Below are 22,858 nucleotides of genomic sequence, written 5' to 3' on the forward strand. Positions count from 1 at the left end.
GAAATGAAAAGAAGAGATTTTGTTAAAGGTACGGCGCTAACCGCTTTGGGTGCATCAATCATAGCCCCGTTTGAAACATTGGCAGGTAGCAGGGAAACGCACCTGGAAAGTGACGACCTATCAGGTGCCGTTGTTGCCGATGAAAATTACCCCCTCAACTTTTTAGCCATTGGCGATTGGGGCCGCAACGGCGAATATCACCAAAAAGAGGTAGCCGACCAGATGGGGAAATGGGCTGCCACACATGCCAACAAATTCATTATTTCGGTAGGTGATAACTTTTATCCCAAGGGTGTGGTAAGTGAAAACGATCCCCTTTGGCATTACTCTTTCGAAAATGTTTACACGGCGCATTCACTACAGGATGATTGGTACCCGGTATTAGGTAACCATGATTACGGCACCGATCCGGATGCGCAGGTGCGTTACAGCAAAATAAGCCGCCGTTGGAACATGCCTGCATTGTACTACAGTAAAGAAGTTAACATCAATAAGGTAGATGGAAAAGTGCTGTTTGTGTTTATAGATACGCAACCCATTGTATATGATTTTGAAGAACGCCAACCCAAAAAACAATTGCAGTGGATAGATGATACACTTGCCAAAGCATCTGCCGACGTAAAGTGGAAAATAGTTATTGGTCACCATCCCTGTTACACCGTTGGCCCAAGAATTAAAAACTACGATACGCTTGCTATCAGGAAAGCGCTATCCGGCATTCTTGAAAAGCATAAGGTTGATGTTTACTTATCGGGTCACGAGCATTCTTTGCAACATTTAAAAGCTGATGGTTATACGCACCAGTTTATATCAGGCGCAGGATCAGAACTTACCGAGGTTACCGCTGGTATTCCATACTGTCGTTTCCAGGCTTCTGAGCATGGTTTCATGTATTTTTCTATAAATGCCAGGCAACTAAGTGTTAAAGCTATTAACGACAGCGGCAACGTATTATATGAAACTACTATTAATAATAACAGATAATCACCATGAAAAAAACGATATTATTAGTGCCGGTAATTGTTTCTCAATTTTTAGCAGGGCAAAGTAAAACCGCACTACCGGTTAAACCTTCCGGGGACTCTACAATGTTGCAGGCTGATTATATACCTAATCCTGTTCCGGCTCTCCGCCATAAATTTATAGTAATTGCACACCGCGGGGATCATGTCAATAATCCCGAAAATACGCTGCTTGCCTATACACAAGCCATAAAAGATGGCGCTGATTATGTTGAAATAGATCTGCGCACTACAAAAGACGGCAAGTTAATAAGCCTGCATAACGAAAGCGTTGACCGGATGACCAACGGAAAAGGCCTGGTGAAAGACATGACACTGGCTGAGATCAAGAAATTAAAAATCAATTCGAAAGATCAGGCTCAAACTTTAACCATTCCCACTTTTGAGGAGATACTGGAGCTGTGCAAAAATAAAATATACATCTACATTGATTTTAAAGAGGCAGATGCGCGGGCTGCTTATGCCGTATTAAAACGGTATGGCATGGAACTACAAGTGCTGGTGTACATTAACAAGGCAGAGCAGTTTACAGATTGGCGAACAGTGGCGCCTAAAATGCCGCTCATGTTAAGCCTATCAGACGAGGTGAGAGATAACACCAGCCTTATCAAATTTATTAACCAGGCCCACCCGGATGTATTAGATGGCGGCTATAAACAATATAATAAAGAGTTGGTTACCACTGCAAACAGCCGCCACGTACCCGCCTGGCCAGACGGGCAAAGCGGTTTTGAAGGTCCTTCCGTTTGGGATGAAGCGATAGCCAAAGACTTAACCGGCTTACAAACCGACCAGCCGGAAGCATTAATCAATTATTTAAAGCAAAAAGGGTTGAGATAAATTCTCGACCCTTTTGCTTCCCCTTCACCTAAAAATGCCAAATGAAAACAGTAATTAAAAGAAAATGCCTTTTTGTGCTAATATACTTTGTGCTCATTGCCGGACAATGCCACTCTCAAACTACCAAGGCCGACTCGCTACTTGATGTTTTCGCTAATCACCCGGAGCAAATAATGGTAACTGCACATCGTGCAGCACACCAACTTTATCCGGAAAACTCACTTGCTGCGCTAAACGAAGCGATAAGGCTTGGAGTGGATATTGTTGAAACGGATATACGGCAAACCAAAGATCATGTGCTGGTAATTATGCATAACGATAAGGTTGATCATCCCACCAACGGTAAAGGTGAACTGACCGACTACACGTATAAGCAATTGTGCGAATTACGACTTTTGCAAGATGGCACTCCCACTAACGAGAAGGTTCCCACACTGGAACAATATCTTATGGCAGCCAGAGGTAAAATATTGGTCGACCTTGACTTTAAGCTTGATGATGATGATGCGCTTGAGCGTACATTTGAGATTATTGAAAAAACCAATACCGTAAACCAGGTTCTATTCTTTTTATATGATTATAAAAAAATGGTTACAGTACATGAGATAAATAAAAAGATAAAAATAATGCCCCGTGCTTACACGCCGGCTGATGTGGAGGCTATATTAAATATGAACATTGCCAGGGTTATCCATATTGATGAATCGTTTTATAGCGATAGTCAGATGCGTTCTATCAGAGATAAACATGTACGCATATGGAGTAACGCGTTGGGCAAATATGATGATCTGCAATCATCTACGAATACAGGTTTCAAGGCTCTGTTAACTAACACCCAATTTGTGAACGTAATACAAACCAACTTACCGGCAGCGTGCCTCAAATATTTAAAAGAAAAAGGGGCGCATAAATAAAATACGTCCAATTTCTTATAAATAGACATTATTGTGGATAAATCACATCCAATTTAACGCACTTGCCAATTTCGAAATGACCACTTTCCATGCTAAAATTCAGATTGTTATTAGCGTGATATTGAATAGCTGAAAGGGAGCAGCGCTATTGATTCGTGCAATGAGGGCAGGGCGCTTTACAAAACTACTTGAAGGAAGTAATGTGCTATATTTATACTATGTTGAACATTCACCCGGCATCATACAATGTTGCTATATAAATAGAACGATAACTTAATATTGAGTTAATGTGATGAGGGGGCAACCCTGTTTATTTTTGCGCGGGTTTGTTTGGTTAAGCATGACGAAGGTAATTAAGGATTTTTCAGATCGTTTATTGTGGGATGAATATCAAGGCGGCAATACCGGTGCTTACGATATCCTGTTTAAACGCTATCATGACCCTATTTTTAACTACGCCCTGAAAAATGTACCAGACAGGGAAATTGCTGAAGAACTTACCCTGGATGTAATGCTGAGACTATGGCAAAAAAAAGGTGATCTGGTAATAGAAACCGATCTTCGTCCGTACCTCTTTCGATCCATCAAAAACGCTATCTATAACTACTACCGCAAAAAAATCCTGAGCACTATTCCTATCGATCTGTTAACGCTTCAGGATACACCTGTGGGCGGCGCTACCGATGATAAATTAAAATACGTTGAGCTGGAAAAGATCTATCATCAAAAACTGAACGAACTTAGTCCGCAACGCCAAAAAATTTTCAGGATGAGCCGGGAGCGGAACATGACCTACGCGCAGATAGCCGAAGAAACAGGTCTTTCCGTTAATACCATCGAAAACTATATGGTGATCACCCTCCGCATATTACGCCGCGAATTGAGCGAGCATGCCGATGTTACGGTGATGCTGATAGCCCTCGCATCTTTTTTTTAATTTTTTTCAAAACCAATAGGTGGTGCAACAGCTAAATGGTGTTTTCTATTTTGAGAGCCCATTTAAATGCAATCAGACAAGAACATAAAATCACTTATCCGGAAATATATTTCAGGCCAATATACCCCTGCCGAACTGGAAGAGATCAGGGAATTTATTGCAAAGCCGGGATCGCAGCAACTATTTGATGAGGTGCTGGAGGAACAAGGAACAGGCCTTATTCCTGAAGACGATATCGACCAGCCGCATCTTGAAGACAAGCTAAAATTTTTTTATCAAAAGCTGCATCAGCAATCGCAGAAGGAAATACCCGAACAGGCCCCGCGCGTTGTATCTATCTTTAACAAACGCTACCTGCGCCATGTTGCCATCTGGACAGTGTTTATACTGGGTGCAGCTATTTATGGTATAACGCGTTTTCGCAAAGTACCGGTAAAAGAACAAATAGCTTTTCACGAGCAGGTGAACCCATTAGGTCAGCGATCAAAAATTGTGCTGCCAGATAGCTCGGAAGTTTATCTTGGGGCAGGCAGCAGGTTGCATTATCCCGATAAGTTTGCAAGTAATACCCGTGAGATTTCTTTAGAGGGCGAAGCTTTTTTCCAGGTAACTAAAAATCCCCATAAGCCATTCATCATTCATACCGGTACAGTGCAAACCCGTGTGCTGGGAACCTCATTTAAAATAGACGCCTTTAAAAATCAGCCCTTATCTGTTTCTGTTGCTACCGGTAAGGTTAGGGTTGATGATGTAAGGGGGAATAAAATTAAATCATTAGCTGTGCTGATACCGGGGCAGATGGTTACCTACCATAACAGCCAGGCAATTACTTCGGCAGTGGTGATTACCGAGGTGAGCGACTGGAAGGATGCATTGCTTTCATTTCATAACCGCAGCCTTAAGGATGTTACCTTGATATTGGAGCGCTGGTATAATGTGAAGATACTATACCGCAAGCCGGCTATCGCCAATAAAAAAATATCTGTTGCCTTACAGGCCGATATGCCATTAAATAAAATTATGAAAGTGCTGGCGGCAACTGCCCATTTTGATTTCATCATATCCGGTCAGCAGGTAAATATCAATTAATAACAATTCAGGGAATAAATACAATAACGAAAGGATTGGATATGTAACCATTTGTACAAACAAAAAACGTCCCCGGCCAACAGGCTGGGAACGTGTAATGCTTATAAACCGTGTGATTTTCGACCTCCCTCGGTTTAGATAAATAACCCATGCCCTGAACAGGTATGGCCATTTAACAGATCATCGCCTCGCGGCGAATAACTTCATTATGCTCAAAAATATGCAAAAAGGATTAAAAGAATATCCTTCAATCCGATTTTTTATGAAATGCTCTTTTGTGCTCATTGTTGTCAGGCTCACTTTTATAGGTATGCTGATGGCAAGCAATGTGAAAAGTCAGGACCTTGATCGCCAGATAAGCTTGCAGCTAAAAAATGTGAGCGTGACAGAAGGGCTGACAGTTATAGGCAAACAAGGCAATATCAGGTTCTCTTTCCAGGAGCAAACTATGGATGCCGAAAAAAAGAATGTGACACTGGTTGCCGAACATATTTCGGTAAGGGACGCTCTTAAAAACCTGTTAGCGCATACCGGTTTGGAATATAAACTGGTAGAAGGATATGTGGTGATAGGCATAAAGCCAGTACCGTTAATAGTAACAGGTACCGTAAAAGACGAAAAAACCGGCGAAACGCTGATAGGTGTTGCCATCAAGGTAAAAACCACCGGTGCTGCCGTCGCTACCGACGCCAGTGGGCGTTTTAAAATAACCCTGCCAGAAGGCGGGGCAACGTTGGTATTAAGTTATATAGGTTATCAAACCAGGGAAGTAAAGGTTGGTCCGCAAGATCGTGAGTTGACTATCACCTTAAAAGCCTCATCAACCCAACTAAGTGAGGTAACCGTACAAGCCAGGAGAAGAACCAATACCGAAATTTCTGTACTGGCCGAAAGAAAAAAAGCTGCCATTGTGCAGGATGCCATCTCGGCCGCGCAAATTGAGCGAACTGCCAGTATCACCACCACGCAGGCCCTGCAAAGGGTATCGGGCGTAACGGTTACTGACGATAAATATGTAGCCATCCGCGGCCTGGGCGACAGGAGCGTGATCGGCCAGTTGAACGGTATTCGACTTGCTTCGTCAGATCCCGATCGCAGCGCTATCCCTCTCGATCTGGTACCGGCATCGCTGCTGGATAACATCACCATTTTTAAAACGGTAACACCCGATAAACCGGCCGATGCCGCCGCAGGTATTGTGGAACTGAAAACCAAATCAGTACCCGATAGCATGGTATTTGAAGTTGTGTCGCAAACAGGCTTCAACTCAAATATTGGCGTAGGTGGTCAGTTTAACAGTTTTTACAATAGCGATATGGGTTTCTTTGGGCAAAAGATCAATAAAAAAGATTTGAGCAAAGAGTTTCTTGATCTGGGTACCAAGTACAAAGGCGGCCTGTCGCAAATTCAAAAAATGATAGCCAACAGCGGTTACAGTTCCGAAACCCGGCAGGAGGTAAACCGGATTAACGGCATTATGCAGGGTTTTGATCCCGTTTTAACTACCCGTTACAAGCAGGCACCACTTAATCAATTGTATTCGGCATCTTTCGGTAATAGCTATACGCTGTTTAAAAAGCACAAGCTTGGTGTGGTTGCCGGTGTAAACTATTACAGCCGCACTACCGATATATCTGGCGGTGATGTGCAGCAATACAGTATATATCAGGGCGTAATTACCGGTAACCCGCAGGTTTACAGTCCGCGTAATATTCCTAACTATATCACGCCCAACAACCTTTACATGGGCAGGTATCAAACCTATAAAGAAAATACCGGTACCCAAACACTTAACTATGGCGGTTTATTAGGGTTAACCTATCGCTTTAGTCCGCAACATGAGATCAGCATGCAGTACTTAGGCAGCTGGGGCGGCGAAACACAGGCCTACAATTTAAACGGTAAGTATGATTATACCGGTTTGCCGGGAGAAGTAAAAAGTACGGTTTACTCCTTAAAGCAATCATACCGTAAGTTGAACACCTTTAACTTACAAGGCGAGCATAAATTTTTAAAGGGAGCTTATTCGCCACGTTTAAGTTATAATGTTGCCTCCTCAAAAGCCGGTCAGAATGACCCCGATTATCGCTTTGTTAACCTTGCAGATTATACGCCGAGGGGAGGAGCTTACATTGCAGATCCAACGGTAGGTTCTACAAATACCAATCCCGGGTCGGTTTATACCAATCATTTATATGCGCTATCGTCGGGTTACGTAAACGGTTTTGGTGCTTACGGCATTATCCAGGCCGAGCCCAACGGTCGCCGCTACCGCAACCTATCCGAAACAAACTATAACTACAAGGCCGATTTGACCCTGCCTTTTAAGTTTTTAGGTAAAAAACAGGAATTTAAAGTTGGTGTAAACTACCTTAACCGCGACCGTGTATTTACAGAGAACGTGTTGTTTTTGCCGGGATCGAATTTTTCCTCTTTAGGGGCGCAATCGTTGTACAGGGTAGAAGGCGACCTTGATCGTTTGGTAAGTTCAGAAGTAATAGGTATCCACCCAACAGCTTCCGGAACGGGGGAAGGCGCGGCACCTATTGGCGGCTTTTTATACAACAGTCAAAAATCGCCTAACAACTACAAAGGCTTTTTTGAAACCAAGGCAGGTTATGCTATGCTTGATATGAAGCTTACCGAAGATTTAAGGGTGACAGGCGGTGTAAGGTTCGAATCAACCAATATCCAATCGGCGGTTGATACTTCGGGTGTTTTTCTTGATCCGGCGCTGACCACAACCCGTCCGGATGGTTCGCATATCCCACTTACATTAACTAATCCTAACTCGGTATATAAACAAAGCTATAAGCCATATTACTCGCTAAACATGACTTATAACTATAAGGAGAACATGAACTTCAGGGCCGGTTTTAATACAACACTCGCCCGCCCCGAGTTAAGGGAGATCACTAATGTATTTGAGTTTGATGCTTTTCAGGGCGGCCTGGTTGTTGGTAACCCCAACCTGATCAATCAATCAACCCAAAACCTTGATTTTAGGTGGGAATACTTCCCGGCAGCAGGTGAAGTACTCTCTTTTTCATTGTTCGGCAAACGGATAAAAAATCAATTGTACAAAGTGTTCAGCCTGCAAACCAGCGGCCTTGCGGCTACCTATCCCGAATACCCAACCATCCGGTTTGAAAACGATCCGAACACAGGTAAGGTATGGGGATTGGAAGTAGAGATTGTTAAAGATTTGGGCAAGTTATGGAGCCCTTTAAATAATTTCTTCATCGGTTCCAACCTGATGCTGGCGCAAAGCGATATCAAAAAATCGCCTCAGCGATTAGAGGCCAACCGCTCTATCGATCGCCACTCGCCGGATAACAGTCCGCTGTTTGAGCAAGCGCCTTATTCTGTAAACGGCTGGTTAAACTATACAAACAAGCGTTGGGGAACCACCTTTACCGGCACATTTAATATGGTAGGCGAGCGCCTGGTCCAGATAAATCTAACCGGCGAACCCGACCTGTACACCCGCCCTGTGCCGGTGTTGGATTTTGTTTTCAGTCAGCGATTAAACCGCAAAATACTGTTTAAAGGTTACATCAAAAACATGATTAATCCGGCTGTGAAAACGGTGTATGCCAACCCCGGTACCGGCGGTAAATGGTATGGCGGCGAGTACATTAACCGCAGCTACCAGCGTGGCAGCGAGATCATGCTTGGTTTCACCTATAACTTATTGTAACCATGAAAAAACTGAATAAATATTTAAGCAACCCGGTATTAGCGGCTTGTTTGGCTTTGATGCTGGTATCAGCTTCCTGCAAAAAAGCCAAGTTCGATACTGTAATTGATAACCGGGCCGTTACCGATGCGCGTAAAAACTCTACTGTGCGTATTGTTAACCTTGGCAGCTACAACCAATTGCAGGTTAACGGCGATACGTTAACAAACTATGTAATACGAGACAAGAACGCCCCATTGTATGATAGTTATCCGGCTACCAAATATTTTCCAACCAATGGCAGGCTTGGTACCACCTGGAGCATCCCGCAGGAACTTTTAAATAATGGTGCAGCAAAATTCATAGCCGAAACAAGCGGTTACCAGGAAACGCCAACCAAAGTTGAATTTGGCGTGCAAGAAGGTGCGCAGCAACCGGTAGATTATTACCTGCTGCCATCTCAAGCCTATATGCAGGTAACCGGCTTGCCCGCGTATTTAAAAGTTCCGCGTTCAATTGCGCCGGCTGCTGATGCTTCGCATTTTAAGATAAGGCTACTTAATCTTACCGGAACTCCTACAGATGATTCGCGTTTGGAGAACCTGGTTAGCCCGTTAACCTTAACCTGGGCCGACGGTACGCCCGTAAGTACCCAAACCAGCAAAATAGCCTCCGGAGCTTATTCTGATTATATCGATTTGCCTTACACTACAGCACAATTAAAAGTGCTTACTGCAAGCGGTCTGCAGATACCCGGCTACGAATCTACATTAGTTTTAAACCCTGTAAATTCAGATATCGTGCATAGCCCGGGCCTTTATTATGCCCCTATTAAAACTTATGCGCCGGGTGGCGTTTACACCATGGTGGTTACGCCAAGGAAATTTAATGTTCCTTTATCCGGAACAACAACTGACGAAACCTCTACGGCACACCAAAACAGCATAAGGCTGATAGCCGATATCAGCGAACCTGTAAATGTTACCTACTTCAGGATGCAGGCCGTGAATACCCTGCCGGGTGTAAATGGTGTTAAGATCATGGTAAACGGTAAGCCCCTGGGCGCAGCTATTGATTACACGGCGCATACCGATTATGACACCTTCATTATCGGGCAATATGATATCCAGGCAGTAAATGCTTCAGGTACAGTTTTGGCCAATACCAACGTTAAGGCCGAGGCAAACAGCAACTATACACTTTGGCTAAACCCCGGTGCGGATGGCAAACCAGTTATCGCCGCCGTGGCAAATGACTTAAGCGGAACGTTGGTAACCAACGCTACCGATGATGCTACTTTTGCCCGTTACAGCAACGAGTTTTCGTTCAGCATGCGTTTCCTGAACCTGAGCACGGATGTTCCATACTTAACTCTCACTACCGATAACGCGCAGGATTTTATTAGCCAGTATGGGTTTGATAAAGGCGCGGTAATTAATCTGCAACCCGGCAAGGTTCCTGTTGAGTTTCCTTACATCCGCGCAGGTTTCGATGCAAAACCTTACCAGATCATGGCATTCCGCTCAACACCCGCGGTAGTACCAGGTACATGGGCCAGCGATATCCCCGTGATTAACAGTAAAGACCTCATTGCCCGTACGGCGCTTTATGTAAAAGGAATTTTGCCTAACCATGAGGCCGGTTTTTATACTATAGCCCTTGTTGGTAAAACAGGTGCGCAGGCATCCGCGGCAGATAAAGCTAAAATGATCATTGTAAAACACAGCAAATAAAAAAATATGCTACGATCAAGATTACAATATATAATGATGAGTGCTGTGGCCCTGCTGCTTTTAGCTTCGGGCTGTAGCAAGGTAGAATACAGAAAGATAGATAGCCCCGCCTATTTACGGGTATTTAATAACCTGAACTATACCATATCACTTGAAAATAAAGACGAACCGGTTCCCTTTCTGACGATGCTGATCGACCCTCAGACCGATCAGGATGGGATGCCGGTAAGCGCCGCCGTTAAAGGTGATTTCCTGGATCAGCGAGATCCTTACGCCCCGCCGTACCCATCGCATGCAGGTACAAGTATTTCCTATAAAAATCCGGAATATCCCGGTAAAGAAAATGTATTGGTAGGCCCGGTACTAAACGGTTTTGACTTGAGCAGCTGGGCGCAGATCCCTTCGGGCAAACACCGCGTAATGTTCATGTTCAGGCCGGTAAACAACACCCCGTTTTTTGACCTCGAACCGCGGTTAAAGAAAAGTGTGCTGATAGATACTACGCTAACGCTGGATGCCAAAGAGGTGTACACCTTGCATGTACTGCAAAAGGATTTTATAACCAAAAAGAACGGCATTTACCTAAGGCAGGAAAACTTTCATAAGCTGCCCCTGTCCGATTCGATGGTGTATGTTAACTTTTATAACATGAGCGCCAAAGGTTTCCAGGAAGCTGACAAAAGCCTTAAAACAGGTTATAAAAAATCAGGTGCGCTGCAAAACGGGGTAAAGGATAACATGAACATTTTTTATACGCTGTATAAAACAGAGCCCTCTATAGCATTTCCTTTGCCCGGATACACACAAAAATTTTTAGGCTCGTTAATTCGAAACTCAGAAGTATTGCAGGTAACCCCATACTACAGCTTCCCGCTTTTTGCCGACGGAACATCAGACGGAATACACACCACCATTTGGCAGCACCTTGATTTTATGGCACCGGGCATGCATCCGGCCAACAATCCATATTATCCTTTTCAGTCTGAAACTGATGGAAACTGGGCGCCCGTAGAATGCCTGCTGACAGGTAAAACCGCTATTCAAGGTAAAGAAAACAGCGCCCTGTTGCCCAATATGATCGTGAATATCCCGTCAGGTATTTATAATCCGCGCTCGTTTGCTACGGTAAATACCATCGAGATAGTTAATGGTAATATTTATCTCACCACGGTACAACGTAAATATGCCCCTCCAATTTATTAACCAAGGCAATCAGCTATCAAAAACATATTCTAAATGAAAAATAGAAAACCGATAAGAAACTTGTTGCCGCTCATCCCCGCGTTGCTGATACTGTTGTTCAGCGCCTGCAAGCACGATGACCTGGCAATTGCCAAACCGAACGAAAACTTCAGGCTGGCATCTGATTTTGTAAAGAATAATTACGACCTCACGCTATTTTCGGCAGCTGTAGAAAAATCAGGCATGGCCGAAACCTTACGCGGCAAAGGCCCATTTACACTGCTTGTGCCAAGCAATACAGCTTTTAACGAAATAGGCATCAGCAAGGCATCTGATTTTGATAAGATGAACACTGATAGTTTAAAAGCGATGGTACAACGCCATGTGCTTGATCAGCAATTAAACTTTAACCAGGTACCGGTTAATGGAGTTGATATCCGTTACCATACTCTGGCCGGAACCGATGTTTATGCCACACTGGCAAGTTATGCACCCAATAACAGCGCCTATCCGGCAAATGACCTGTACTTCAACGGATCGTCGGTAACGCGGAAGGATGTTACTGTGGCTAACGGTGTTGTTCACGTATTGAATAAGGTAATGAAGGTTACGCCTAACAGCACCGTGCAAGCGTGGCTGGCCAAACGCCCGCAATACAGCATTTTTGTAAGCGGCCTTAAAAAGTTCGGTTTTTGGGATAAGCTTTCGGACAAAGGTCCATTTACCGTGTTCGCGCCGCAAAACAGCGTGTTTGAAGCTAATGGTATTACTGAAGCCTCTGTAGCCGCTTTAGACCCGGCAACCTACTCTGGTGAAAGGTTATTTGGTAGTTACATATTACATAACAAGCACTTTTTTATCTCAGATTATAATGTGTTTTACATTATTAACACCGAGGCCACCTACAATGGGCAACTGGAAAATGATACCTGGTATTTCATTATCAGCAGCACCCGTAATTTCTATACAGCTGCGGTAACCTATTCGGCACATTTACAAACAGCCCTCAGCTATCCTTACGACACATACCCCGCTGTAACGGCTATACCGGCTTTAACAGATAACCTAACAGATAACGGACTTGTTCACGATATGCAAGGCCTGCTGCTGCTACCCGAACAGGCTTTAAAACATTGATCGATATTAAAGATTTACAGCTATGAAACTGATAAGAATTATTGCCTTTTGTTTGCTCACGCTAAGCATAGCGTCGTGCCGGAAGGCCGAATTTATGCCCGTACCCGAGGGGGCGGCTATCCCGCATACGGATATAACAATTACTTTAAAAGAAGCGCTTGCAGCCTCGCCCTACACTTTATTTAAAGCCGCCTGGGAACGCAGCGATATGAACAGCATTATAAAAGCTAAGGGAAACAAAGCACCTTTTACTTTGCTGGTGCCAACAGATGCCGCTTTTATTGCAGATGGCCTAACGCTTGATGTGATCAACAAAACCACGCCTGCATTGCTGGATAGTATCCTGTTATACCACACCATATCATCCGGCTTAAGTTTAGATGATATCAAAACCAGGAAGGATAGCTTTAAAGGCTTGTCGCTGCTACAAAACCCTTACCTGAAAGTTGCACCTGCTTCCGGGATAGGCGGACCGGATGTATTTGACATCTACTCTTATCTTCAATATATTAAAGTTGAGGACGGGACATTGTTTGTTAACGGTAAAGCTTGTGGTAAGCTAACACCAACCGAAGCTAAAGACGGCTTGCTATGGCCAATAGACCATGTTTTGCACAAACCAACCAAAACCTTGCTGCAGGCCTTACAGGATGACGGCCGGTTTGGAATGTATATCGAGCTTAATTTACAAAATGATGCCCTATACAACGAGTTAACCTTTGGTATCGTTGTTCATGATTTTACCCAAGGATTGGTGCTTTTGCCTTACTATGCAAATTACAACGTAACCTTTTCATCAGTTTACGCCATACCTGATGCTGTTTTTCATGCTGCCGGTTACAAAACCGTTGAAGATGTAATGAAACTAAACGATCGCAACCCGCTTCCTACTGTTGATTGGGATACTTATTCGGTTGTAGGTGGCCTTGCTACTGATACTTTGGTGGGTTATCATCGCTGGGGTACCATGTTTTCTTTTTATGATGTAAACTATGGCCGCGGAGATATCAACGCCCTCAATTTTTACTCTCCCGATTTAACCAATGCTGTACTAAACAATTATACGGTAGTAACCTCGGGTACTTACGGCACTTACCCTATTTACCCGATGCCACTTGATTTTGGTAAGCAGGACGGAGCCATTACCGTGAATGTAAAAGGTTCAAACCACCCGGCGGCAAAAATCACCGAGCCGGACATCAATACGCTGATGGGACCGATACATGTAGTTGATCATTTTATGGTGCCAAAAAACTTTAAGTTTTAAACGCTGGTAACACACATCTAAACAAAAAATTAATGAAAGCCTATAAATATATGCTATTGCTTTTGCTTGCCCTTACCATGGGCAGCTGCAAAAAAGATAAGCAGGAAAAAGCGAACCAGGATAGTAATAAACTGAGTGCTATTATTGCCGATAACTTTAACCTTTCTGTTTTTAACACCGGGTTAACGGCTGTTAGCCTACGCGCAAAATTGGCGGGTAACGGGCCTTTTACAATATTAACACCCTCGGATGACGCCTTTGGGCGCGCTGGCTACGGAAGTGCTGAAGATGTTTTAAGTGCGGACCCGGCAAGGATTTCATCCATACTCAATTATCACATCCTTAACGGCGAGTACGAACTGAACAAACTTCCGTTTCTATTTAACCAGGAGCTGAAATCATCAAATGGGGGTAAGCTTTTTGTTACCCATTGGATAAACGGTGCCGATACCGTACTTACCATAAACGGCGCGCGGGTACTATCGCAAAATATAAAGGCAAGCAACGGACTGATCCAGGTGATTGACCGGATGCTTGAACCCTATACTTACGAACAAATTACCGATGCCATAGCATCCGATAAAAACCTGAGTTTGTTTTACCAGGCACTTCAAAGGGCCGGGCTCATCAGCTCATTACAAGGCAGTGGCCCTTACACCATTTTCGCGCCGGGTAACGCGGCCATGATCTCGTACGGTTATCCAACTTTAGCCGCCATTAACCAAGCAGATCCTGCAACCCTGAGAACATTTTTGCGCTACCATATTCTGAACGACAGGCGGTTTGTTTACGATTATGTTTTAAGCGCCGGCGCGGCTAACAAAACCGAACAAACCATGCAGGACGGAAATTCGGTAGCGATAACCATATCTTCTACAGCCGGGCAAGGCGGTACCATTTACAGTATCAACTTAAAGGGAAGCGGAAATACATCAACAGTACAACTTACCAAACAGGATGTATTGACCGGGAGCGGGGTTTTACACACTATTAACGGTGCGCTAAAAATAACCCAATAAGTATAACTCAAAAAAAGACATTACAGAGATGACGATATACAAAATACTCAAAAGGATATTCACGCTCCTGTTGCTGCTATCGCCCTTTGTGGTAAGCGCGCAGGAAACCAGCGGTACCATAAGCGGCACGGTAACAGATGCTTCGGGCTTGACTTTGCCGGGCGCTACCATTACTGCTGTGCACTTGCCATCAGGCACACGTTACGCCTCTGCAGCCAATAAGGACGGCCGCTTTTATTTAACTAATCTCCGTATAGGCGGGCCTTACAGCGTTGAGGCAACCATGGTAAGTATGGCATCGCAAAAAAAGGAGGATATTACCATTAGGCTCGGTGCGGCTTACGAGGTCAACTTCGCACTTGCCGATGCAGCAAAGCAACTTGGGGAGGTTGTAATTAAAGCTACCAAAAAAGCTGCACAGGCCAGTACTTATGGGTCGGGTAAAAATATCAGTGCTACGCAGGTGCGTAATATGCCTACGGTATCGCGCAGTATAACTGATATTACCAGGCTGGTACCGCAGGGCAGCAAGGATAATAGTTTTGGCGGCAGTAACTTTCGTTACAATAACGTAACTATTGATGGTGCTATTAATAACGATGCTATCGGCTTTAGCCCGTCATTGGGCGGGCAGTCGGGTACTTCGGGCATGGCCGGAAGCTCCACCCGTACCAACCCTATATCGCTGGATGCTATTGAGGATATGCAGGTTTACCTGGCACCTTTTGATGTGAAGATAGGCAATTTTACAGGTGGTTCGGTAAACGCGGTAACCCGCAGCGGTACAAACACGGTTAGCGGCTCGGTATATGGTTTTGGCCGTAACGCCGCGCTGACAGGGAATGACAGGGTAGGAACGCTGGGTAAAATGAACAGCGATTTTTATGATTATCAAACAGGTTTCAGGCTGGGCTTTCCTATTATTAAAAATAAACTATTCTTTTTTACCAACGAGGAGATAGCCCGCCGCCAGGACCCTGCCCAATTATTGGCAGGCCAGGCCGAAACCAGCCAGATCCTGAGCGTTGCCGATGCTAAAGCCATTGCCGATGCCACCCCGTTTAACGCGGGTACTGCAGGTAATTTCAATACCTACGCACGATCAACCAAATTCTTTAACAGGTTGGATTGGAACATTGACGATAAAAACCAGTTGGTGGTACGCAATAACACCATCCTGTCTAAGGCTACCATTATGGATCGTGATCAGCAGGATTTCAGGTTTAGCAGTATGGCTTATCTGCAAAAAAATAACCAAAGCTCAACCGTTGCCGAGCTTAAAAGCAGGTTGAGCAACACGCTATCGGGTAATGTATTGGTAGGATACACCATGGTAAATGATTCGAGAGATCCAACCAGCGACCCGAGTCTGCCGCAGGTACAAATTATGGGCCGCACACCGGGTACAACCATTTACTTAGGTACCGATCGCGAAGCCAGTATATTTGATATGAAGCAGCGCACGCTGGAACTTACCGCCAACCTGAACTGGACGGTAGGTAACCATCGCTTTACCTTTGGTACCCATAACGAGTTATACAAAATCACCTACGGTTTTGTAAACGCCTGGAATGGCCGCGTTGATTACAACAGTATTGAAGATTATCTGAATAATAACCCTTACCGCGTACGCGGCGCATACAATTACACCAATAACAACCGCGATTATATCCTGAATAATCCGGGTGCCAAATTTGATGTGAACATGTACAGCGCTTACGTTCAGGACGAGATCACGGTATCGGATAAATTTAAAGTGATCCCCGGTTTACGTGCCGATATGACCTATTTGCCCGAAATGCCTTTTTTAAGCGATAAAACCCGTACCGCTTTGGATGATCCCAACTTTGGTACTACTTACACTTACACGCCGCTTAAAAAAATTACCAATAACTTTTTAAACAAGGTGCAGGTATCGCCCCGCATAGGTTTTCGTCACGATTGGTTTGGCGATCAAAGCCTGATTCTGCGTGGCGGCGCGGGCTTGTTTACCGGCCGTATCCCGATGGCCTGGCTCGCTTACGCCTACTATAATACAGGTAACAGCTATGGCGCGTTCGACCAAAAGGCCGATCAGAAACCCTTTGTAGCTGGCAGCAACCCGCTAAAAGGTGGCCCGAATGGCATTGCCGATTTTATCCAGGCCAACGGCGCGGTGATCAATAACCCCAACAGCGGCAAAACCCAGGTTGATCTGGTTGATAACAATTTTGTGATGCCGCAGGTATTACGCACCAGCTTAGCCGGCGATTATACCACTTCCGATCAGTGGAAATTTACCATTGAGGCTATCTACACCAAAAACATTAAAGATGTATTGTTTCAGCAATTGAACGTGTTGGACAACCCTACGTATTATCCGTACGATAAAAACAGGCAGCAACCTATTTACAGCGGCACTGTAGATACTCGTTTTTCAAATACTTATTTGTTGAGCAATACCAACAAAGGCTATCGCTATAGCTTAAGCGGTACGGTTAGTAAAACTATTGCCAACCGGTTGCAGGCTTCGGTATCTTACACCTATGGTCAGTCTAAAGATCTTTCGAACGGGGTACGTAACTCTATGGAATCAAACTGGCAGTTAAACCAGTCGCTGGTTCCAAATAATCCAACATTAGCTAACAGTAACTTCGATATCAGGCATAGGATAGTTGCCAATATTGGGTACAATAAAAACTGGGTTAAAGCTGGGCACACCAATATTTCCTTGTTTTTCAGTGCGCAATCGGGTAGCCCGTTTAGCTATGGTGTAGTTAATAACAGTGTGCAGGGTTTGCCGCAGCAGGTTAGTTTAGTTTATATCCCAACAAGGGATGAAGCCATTCGCTTTTTCCAGGATAGCCCAACCGCCGGTACAGCAGTGCAGCAGGCAGCGGCTTTCAATGCTTATATAGATAAAGATAGCTACCTGAACAGCAGGAGGGGCAATTTTACCGAACGTAACAAAGGCCGCACACCATGGAATGTTCAGGCCGATCTGCACATTGCCCATGACATTTATCTGAACGCTGATAACAAACAGTTTTTTACCATCACAGCCGATGTAATGAACCTCACCAATCTGATCAATAAAAACTGGGGCGTTCAGTATTTTTCGCCAAATACCTTTAACTCAACAGCCAGTGTAGGTTTAACCCCGGTTTTATTCCCTCCGCAGCAAAACGCGGGCGGCTATCCGCTTTACCAGTTCACTACACCTGGTAAGCCTTACAGTATTGATTACTATGGCTCCAGAACGCAAATGCAGCTGGGCGCACGATATACTTTTTAAACCAGGAATTTAAAAAAACAACAATATGAAAAAATACAGTATCAGGTTTTTTAGCATAGTGTGTTGCCTTATGGTAATTATGCTGGGAGCCTGTAAAAAAGATAAGGATAAAGGCGTAACGCCCCAGCCTAAAGTTACTGAGTATTACCCTAACAGCGGTGGCGAAGGTACGCTGGTTACCGTGGCAGGCAGCGGTTTTAGCGGCAGCATATCTGCTACCTTTGCGGGTGCAACCGCAGATGTGGTAAGCAGTACAGCTACCGAAATGGTGATCCGTGCACCTAAAGGAGGCAGCAGCGGTGATATAGCCCTTAAACTGGACAACGCATCGCTAACCGTGGGTAAATATACTTACCAAGATCTGAGTATCAGTAAAATAAGCCCTGCCAACGGTTCCGCAGGCGCTCATGTACGTATATCGGGTTCCGGTTTCAGCAGTGCTACCGGACCGGCTGTAGTTACCATTAATGGGAAAACCACACAAATAGTAAGCGCCGCTGATACCCTTTTAGTTGTTGAGATACCCGCTAACGTTGGCACAGGCCAGGTAAAGGTTGCTGTTAATGGTAAAGATGTTACCGGGCAAAGCTTCAAGTACCAGGCTGTTAATTCTATAAAACCCCTTACGGGAGGTAAAGGCACTATTGTATGTATAGATGGCAGCGGTTTTGAAAATACCATTGCAGGTAACACCATTGATTTTAATGGTAAACAGGCGGTGGTAAAGGAAGCCACCGAAGATCATATTTTAGTGTTTGCTCCGGATGGGGTACAAACCGGGCCGCTATCGGTAACTATAAACGGGCAAAAAATAGTTGGTCCGGTGTTTACCATGGTGCCGCCGCCGGTTATTCAAACAGTTACGCCATTAAGCGGGCCTGCAAAAACAGTAATGACCATAGTTGGAACTACATTTAGCGCCATACTGGATGAGAATAAGGTAACTATAAATGGCGTAACAATTCCGCTTACAACAGCCACGGCAACTAAACTAACATTAACCATTCCGGGAGGTACTGGTAATGGCAAGGTGGTTGTGAGTGTAAACGACCAAACCGTGCAGGGGCCTGATTTTAAAGATCAAGCGGTTGGTATTACCTCTTTAAGCCCAGAAAATGGTTTGGCAGGTACGCATGTTATCATCAGCGGTTTAGGTTTTAATACTACCGCAAGCCTGAACAAGGTAACCTTTAATGGTGTTGCCGCTACAGTGATAAGCGCCACGGCTGCAAGCCTGGAGGTAATTGCACCGGAAGGTTTATCAACAGGCCCTGTAAAAGTGGTAACCGGTGGTGTTGAAGCACTCGCTCCAACCGACTTTAAACGGGCCGGTGTGATAACCATTGCCGGCGGCCCTGGAAACACTTCGTTAACCCTGGCAACATACCGTTCAGGTAGCCTGGCTGTTGATAGCAAAGGCAACGTTTTTGTGATAGAGGTAGAGCAAAGCCGCATTAAGAAAATAGCAACGAATGGGACAGTAACGCTATTTGCCGGTAGCCCAACCGGAGAAAGAGGTTATGTTGAAGGCCCGGGTGATAAAGCATTATTTAACTTAAGTAGCAACCCGGGTATGGACATTGACGAAAACGATAACCTTTATGTTAGCGATGGTACAAAGGTTCGTAAAATAACGCCGCAGGGCATGGTAAGTACTTTCGTGAGTAATTTAGGAACCATCAACAAAATGTCGTTTGATGAAACCGGGATTCTTTATGTAATGGGGAGTTTTAACGGCGCATGGCGAATAGATAAAGAGGGCACCCGCTCGGCTGTGAGTATTATCGCTTCGCAGGATGATTCGCGTCCGGCTCCATATAATGGTTATTTATATAAGGTGAGTAACGAGGGGAATTATCTTGATAGTTATAACCTGCTTACCAATAGTTCTTTAAATAGATGGGTTGGCTCAAATTACGGCTTTGCTGATGGCATAGGGTCGGCAGCCGCGTTCAGCGCTATAAACGGATTAGTATCTGATCGTGCCGGTACTATTTATGTGTCTGATTATATAAATAAGGCGATCCGTAAAATAAATATCGCCACCCGAGAGGTTACCACCGTAGTACAATTTACGGCGGGTACCAATGTTGATGGCGCGTTTAACCAGGCTAAATCAGGCTCGTTAGGAGATATCACTATGGACAGGCAGGGTAATATTTATTTTATAGATATGACCAACAATGCCGTAAGGAAGATTTTCCTGAAATAAAACGCAATGACGATATTTTGCAAACCGGGATGGCTTAGTCCATTCCGGTTTTTTATCATCCATTTTTATAACAGTAAATATGCCATCATACGTAATAGAAGAACTGATAATCAGGTTACAGGCGTGTAACAAGGGAGTTGGTACGCTTAAATCATACATTAGGCTTGATGAACAAATGATCATAAAAACAACCCGGGGAATGATAACGGTTTCGATGACCTTATTAAACTGTCAGTTACAGGAACCTGCGGCCATTACCAGGGAGGAGATTGCTGTACTTGCCGGGCAGTTTATCAGGTCAGGAAAACGACTGGATGAAGAAGCAGTTATTATATAGTAAAAAAGGTTGCGCGAAAAGGCAACAAATAATTCGATATACCTCACAATTATTGGCAGATTATAATGGATGATTATATAAAAGATAGCAGGCCCTATCATAACCCGCGTTTATTTCTTTTGGGTGTTCTTGTAATGGTATTTATGCTGCTTTGTTGCTGTGTAGGTAGTTTATGCTTTCTGCTGCGATAATTGTCTGGGTCTTTCAGTAATGCCTATATTATTATATTTTCGACTTCTGCCTCGGCAGTCGCGATCGGTTCTTTCAGTTTTGTTGACTTTTTCATTTAAAATTTACTAAAAGTTTCAAAGTAACTATTAAAGATAAGTAACCTATTGGGGCATTACCTAAATCCAATATTTGATTTTATTTATGAAAAAAACTTAATACTCTGCGTCCACATCAGACCGGGATACATAGTTCGCTCGTTAATGCCGGATTCTTAATAAATTCATAACATCCGGCCCATTCAGAAATAAACAATATAGCTGTAGTTTTGAACCGTGATAGTTCAAAATCCGGCCTCCTTTACCAATCTTGAATTGATGGAGGCAATTCGTGCAGATGATCAGGCAGCATTCCGGATTTTGTACGACCGACATTGGAAAGCTTTATATATTAAAGCCTGTAAAAATGTAAACGAGGACGAAGCCAAAGATATGATACAGGAAGTAATGATATCGTTTTGGAACCGCCGCCAACAGATCACCATTACAAAGGAAGAAGATATAAACAAGTACCTGTTTACTGCCCTCAAATACAAAACTATAAGCTTTTATGCCAATAGCGCCGCGCAAATAAAACGCTCAGGCTTTTTTGAGGCCCTGTTTGAAGTAAGTCCCGATTTGCTTTTTGAAGGTAAAGAGTTAAGCGCCATACTGCATTCGGCCATTGAAACGATGCCGGAAAAAATGCAGCAGATTTTCCGGATGAGCAGGGAAGAAGAAATCTCTATTGCCGATATAGCCACGCAGCTCAACCTATCTGAGCAAACGGTGAAAAACCAAATCTCTTATGCCCTGAAAAGGCTCCGCGCAATTGTGCTTGACCATCAAACCGGCGATTGGGTTATCCCCGTGCTTGCCTTACTGTATACTTCGCATAAGTAAAAAACTTAACATAACGTTAACTTTTATGGTATAGTACCAAAAGCCGTCTGCTTAGATAAGGAGGTAAAAGCATGACTCATGGATGGCTTAAAGATTAAGCAACTATTTAAACGTTATTTGAAGGGGCAGAGCTCTTCGGTTGAAAAAAACATTGTCGACAACTGGTACCGGTTACTTGATGATGAAAAACCGCCTGCACTTGATGATACTAAGGAGCAACAGGTAAAAGAAGAAATTTGGCAGCTGATAGATGCCCGGTTGGTAAATAAACAGGCGACCATACGCAAATTAAACTACCAATGGTTAAAAATTGCGGCCTCAATACTGCTGATTAGTTCGGCGGGGTTACTTTTCTGGAAGTTAAAACCGGGAAATCAGAAACAGGTACAGCCCTTACATTTTAGTACCGTATCAACCAAAGCGGGTGAGCGGCGCCTTGTTTCCCTGCCTGATGGTTCATTAATAACCCTTAACAGCGCCACCACCATTCGTATTCCTGATAACTATGCTTCCAAACGGAACATCAGCATTATTGATGGCGAAGCTTATTTTGACGTAAAGCACGATAAAGCCCATCCGTTTATTATAAGTAGCGGCCCCATAACTACCCAGGTGTTGGGTACCGCTTTTAATATCCGTGCTTATAACGATATCAACAAAATGTTGGTAGCGGTTACGCGGGGTAAGGTAGGAGTGCTTATAAAAGGTAAACCTGTTCAATACCTTTTAGGTAACCGGCAGCTTGTTTTTGATAAAAAGCAATCACAGATTACATTGACACCGCTTGACCGCGAAGTACTGGAATGGCAAAAGGGTAATATGGTGTTAAACGATGCCGCTTTTGCAGAAATGGCTGTATTAATTCAGAAAAATTATGGCCTTAACATAACCACGCATCAAAAAAGCATTTTATCCAGCCATTTCACTGCCACGCTCAGCACATCCATGCAGCCTATAAAAGCTTTGGAGGTAATAACTGCAATTCACCATTTAAAAATTAAACAAAGGAGGGACACCATAGAAATCTGCCATTAAATACAAAAGAGACAGTTGCTGTAACAACCATCTCTTCATAACGCCGCTGTAACGGCAATGCTTCAAATCTGT

The 22,858-nt window shown here is 44.1% G+C and carries 16 protein-coding genes; all 16 read left to right on the forward strand.

Going from position 1 to position 22,858, the window contains the following annotated elements:
• The first annotated feature begins 3 nt into the window (after nt 1–3).
• The 16 genes from DUL71_RS02720 (at nt 4) to DUL71_RS02795 (ending at nt 22,786) form a co-directional block, all read left to right on the forward strand.
• Entirely contained in the window at nt 4–984 is a 981-nt protein-coding gene (locus tag DUL71_RS02720; protein ID WP_114936612.1) for a purple acid phosphatase family protein, read from the forward strand.
• A gap of 5 nt (nt 985–989) precedes the next feature.
• Nucleotides 990–1,862 (forward strand): glycerophosphodiester phosphodiesterase, encoded by an 873-nt coding sequence (locus DUL71_RS02725; protein WP_114936613.1) that lies wholly within the window; start codon nt 990–992, stop codon nt 1,860–1,862.
• 41 nt (nt 1,863–1,903) lie between these two features.
• Complete coding sequence (locus DUL71_RS02730) at nt 1,904–2,776, forward strand: glycerophosphodiester phosphodiesterase family protein (RefSeq protein ID WP_114936614.1); 873 nt, start codon at nt 1,904–1,906, stop codon at nt 2,774–2,776.
• A gap of 340 nt (nt 2,777–3,116) precedes the next feature.
• Nucleotides 3,117–3,713, forward strand: coding sequence for an RNA polymerase sigma-70 factor (locus DUL71_RS02735; RefSeq protein ID WP_114936615.1), 597 nt, complete (start codon nt 3,117–3,119; stop codon nt 3,711–3,713).
• Nucleotides 3,714–3,779: 66 nt separating this feature from the next.
• The gene (locus DUL71_RS02740) at nt 3,780–4,802 is read left to right on the forward strand and encodes a FecR family protein (protein ID WP_114936616.1); all 1,023 of its coding nucleotides are present in this window, start codon (nt 3,780–3,782) and stop codon (nt 4,800–4,802) included.
• A gap of 262 nt (nt 4,803–5,064) precedes the next feature.
• Nucleotides 5,065–8,502 (forward strand): TonB-dependent receptor, encoded by a 3,438-nt coding sequence (locus DUL71_RS02745; protein WP_244228687.1) that lies wholly within the window; start codon nt 5,065–5,067, stop codon nt 8,500–8,502.
• Between the two features lie 2 nt (nt 8,503–8,504).
• The gene (locus DUL71_RS02750) at nt 8,505–10,214 is read left to right on the forward strand and encodes a DUF4397 domain-containing protein (protein WP_114936617.1); all 1,710 of its coding nucleotides are present in this window, start codon (nt 8,505–8,507) and stop codon (nt 10,212–10,214) included.
• Nucleotides 10,215–10,220: 6 nt separating this feature from the next.
• Complete coding sequence (locus DUL71_RS02755; RefSeq protein WP_114936618.1) at nt 10,221–11,417, forward strand: hypothetical protein; 1,197 nt, start codon at nt 10,221–10,223, stop codon at nt 11,415–11,417.
• A gap of 33 nt (nt 11,418–11,450) precedes the next feature.
• Nucleotides 11,451–12,533 (forward strand): fasciclin domain-containing protein, encoded by a 1,083-nt coding sequence (locus tag DUL71_RS02760; protein WP_114936619.1) that lies wholly within the window; start codon nt 11,451–11,453, stop codon nt 12,531–12,533.
• Between the two features lie 22 nt (nt 12,534–12,555).
• A complete protein-coding gene (locus tag DUL71_RS02765) occupies nt 12,556–13,800 on the forward strand; it encodes a fasciclin domain-containing protein (protein WP_114936620.1) in 1,245 nt (414 codons plus the stop codon).
• A gap of 32 nt (nt 13,801–13,832) precedes the next feature.
• Nucleotides 13,833–14,819, forward strand: a complete 987-nt coding sequence (locus DUL71_RS02770) for a fasciclin domain-containing protein (protein ID WP_114936621.1) — start codon at nt 13,833–13,835, stop codon at nt 14,817–14,819.
• A gap of 28 nt (nt 14,820–14,847) precedes the next feature.
• Nucleotides 14,848–18,093 carry a TonB-dependent receptor gene (locus tag DUL71_RS02775; protein ID WP_114936622.1) on the forward strand — a complete coding sequence of 1,082 codons (3,246 nt, stop codon included), beginning with the start codon at nt 14,848–14,850 and terminating at the stop codon, nt 18,091–18,093.
• 25 nt (nt 18,094–18,118) lie between these two features.
• Nucleotides 18,119–20,305, forward strand: a complete 2,187-nt coding sequence (locus DUL71_RS02780) for an IPT/TIG domain-containing protein (RefSeq protein ID WP_114936623.1) — start codon at nt 18,119–18,121, stop codon at nt 20,303–20,305.
• Between the two features lie 79 nt (nt 20,306–20,384).
• Nucleotides 20,385–20,642 carry a hypothetical protein gene (locus tag DUL71_RS02785; RefSeq protein WP_114936624.1) on the forward strand — a complete coding sequence of 86 codons (258 nt, stop codon included), beginning with the start codon at nt 20,385–20,387 and terminating at the stop codon, nt 20,640–20,642.
• A gap of 503 nt (nt 20,643–21,145) precedes the next feature.
• On the forward strand, nt 21,146–21,751 hold the full coding sequence (locus DUL71_RS02790; RefSeq protein WP_208645465.1) for an RNA polymerase sigma factor: 606 nt from the start codon (nt 21,146–21,148) through the stop codon (nt 21,749–21,751).
• Nucleotides 21,752–21,829: 78 nt separating this feature from the next.
• On the forward strand, nt 21,830–22,786 hold the full coding sequence (locus DUL71_RS02795) for a FecR family protein (protein WP_114936626.1): 957 nt from the start codon (nt 21,830–21,832) through the stop codon (nt 22,784–22,786).
• Nucleotides 22,787–22,858: the final 72 nt, after the last annotated feature.

The organism is Mucilaginibacter endophyticus (assembly GCF_003351025.1).
GTDB lineage: Bacteria > Bacteroidota > Bacteroidia > Sphingobacteriales > Sphingobacteriaceae > Mucilaginibacter > Mucilaginibacter endophyticus.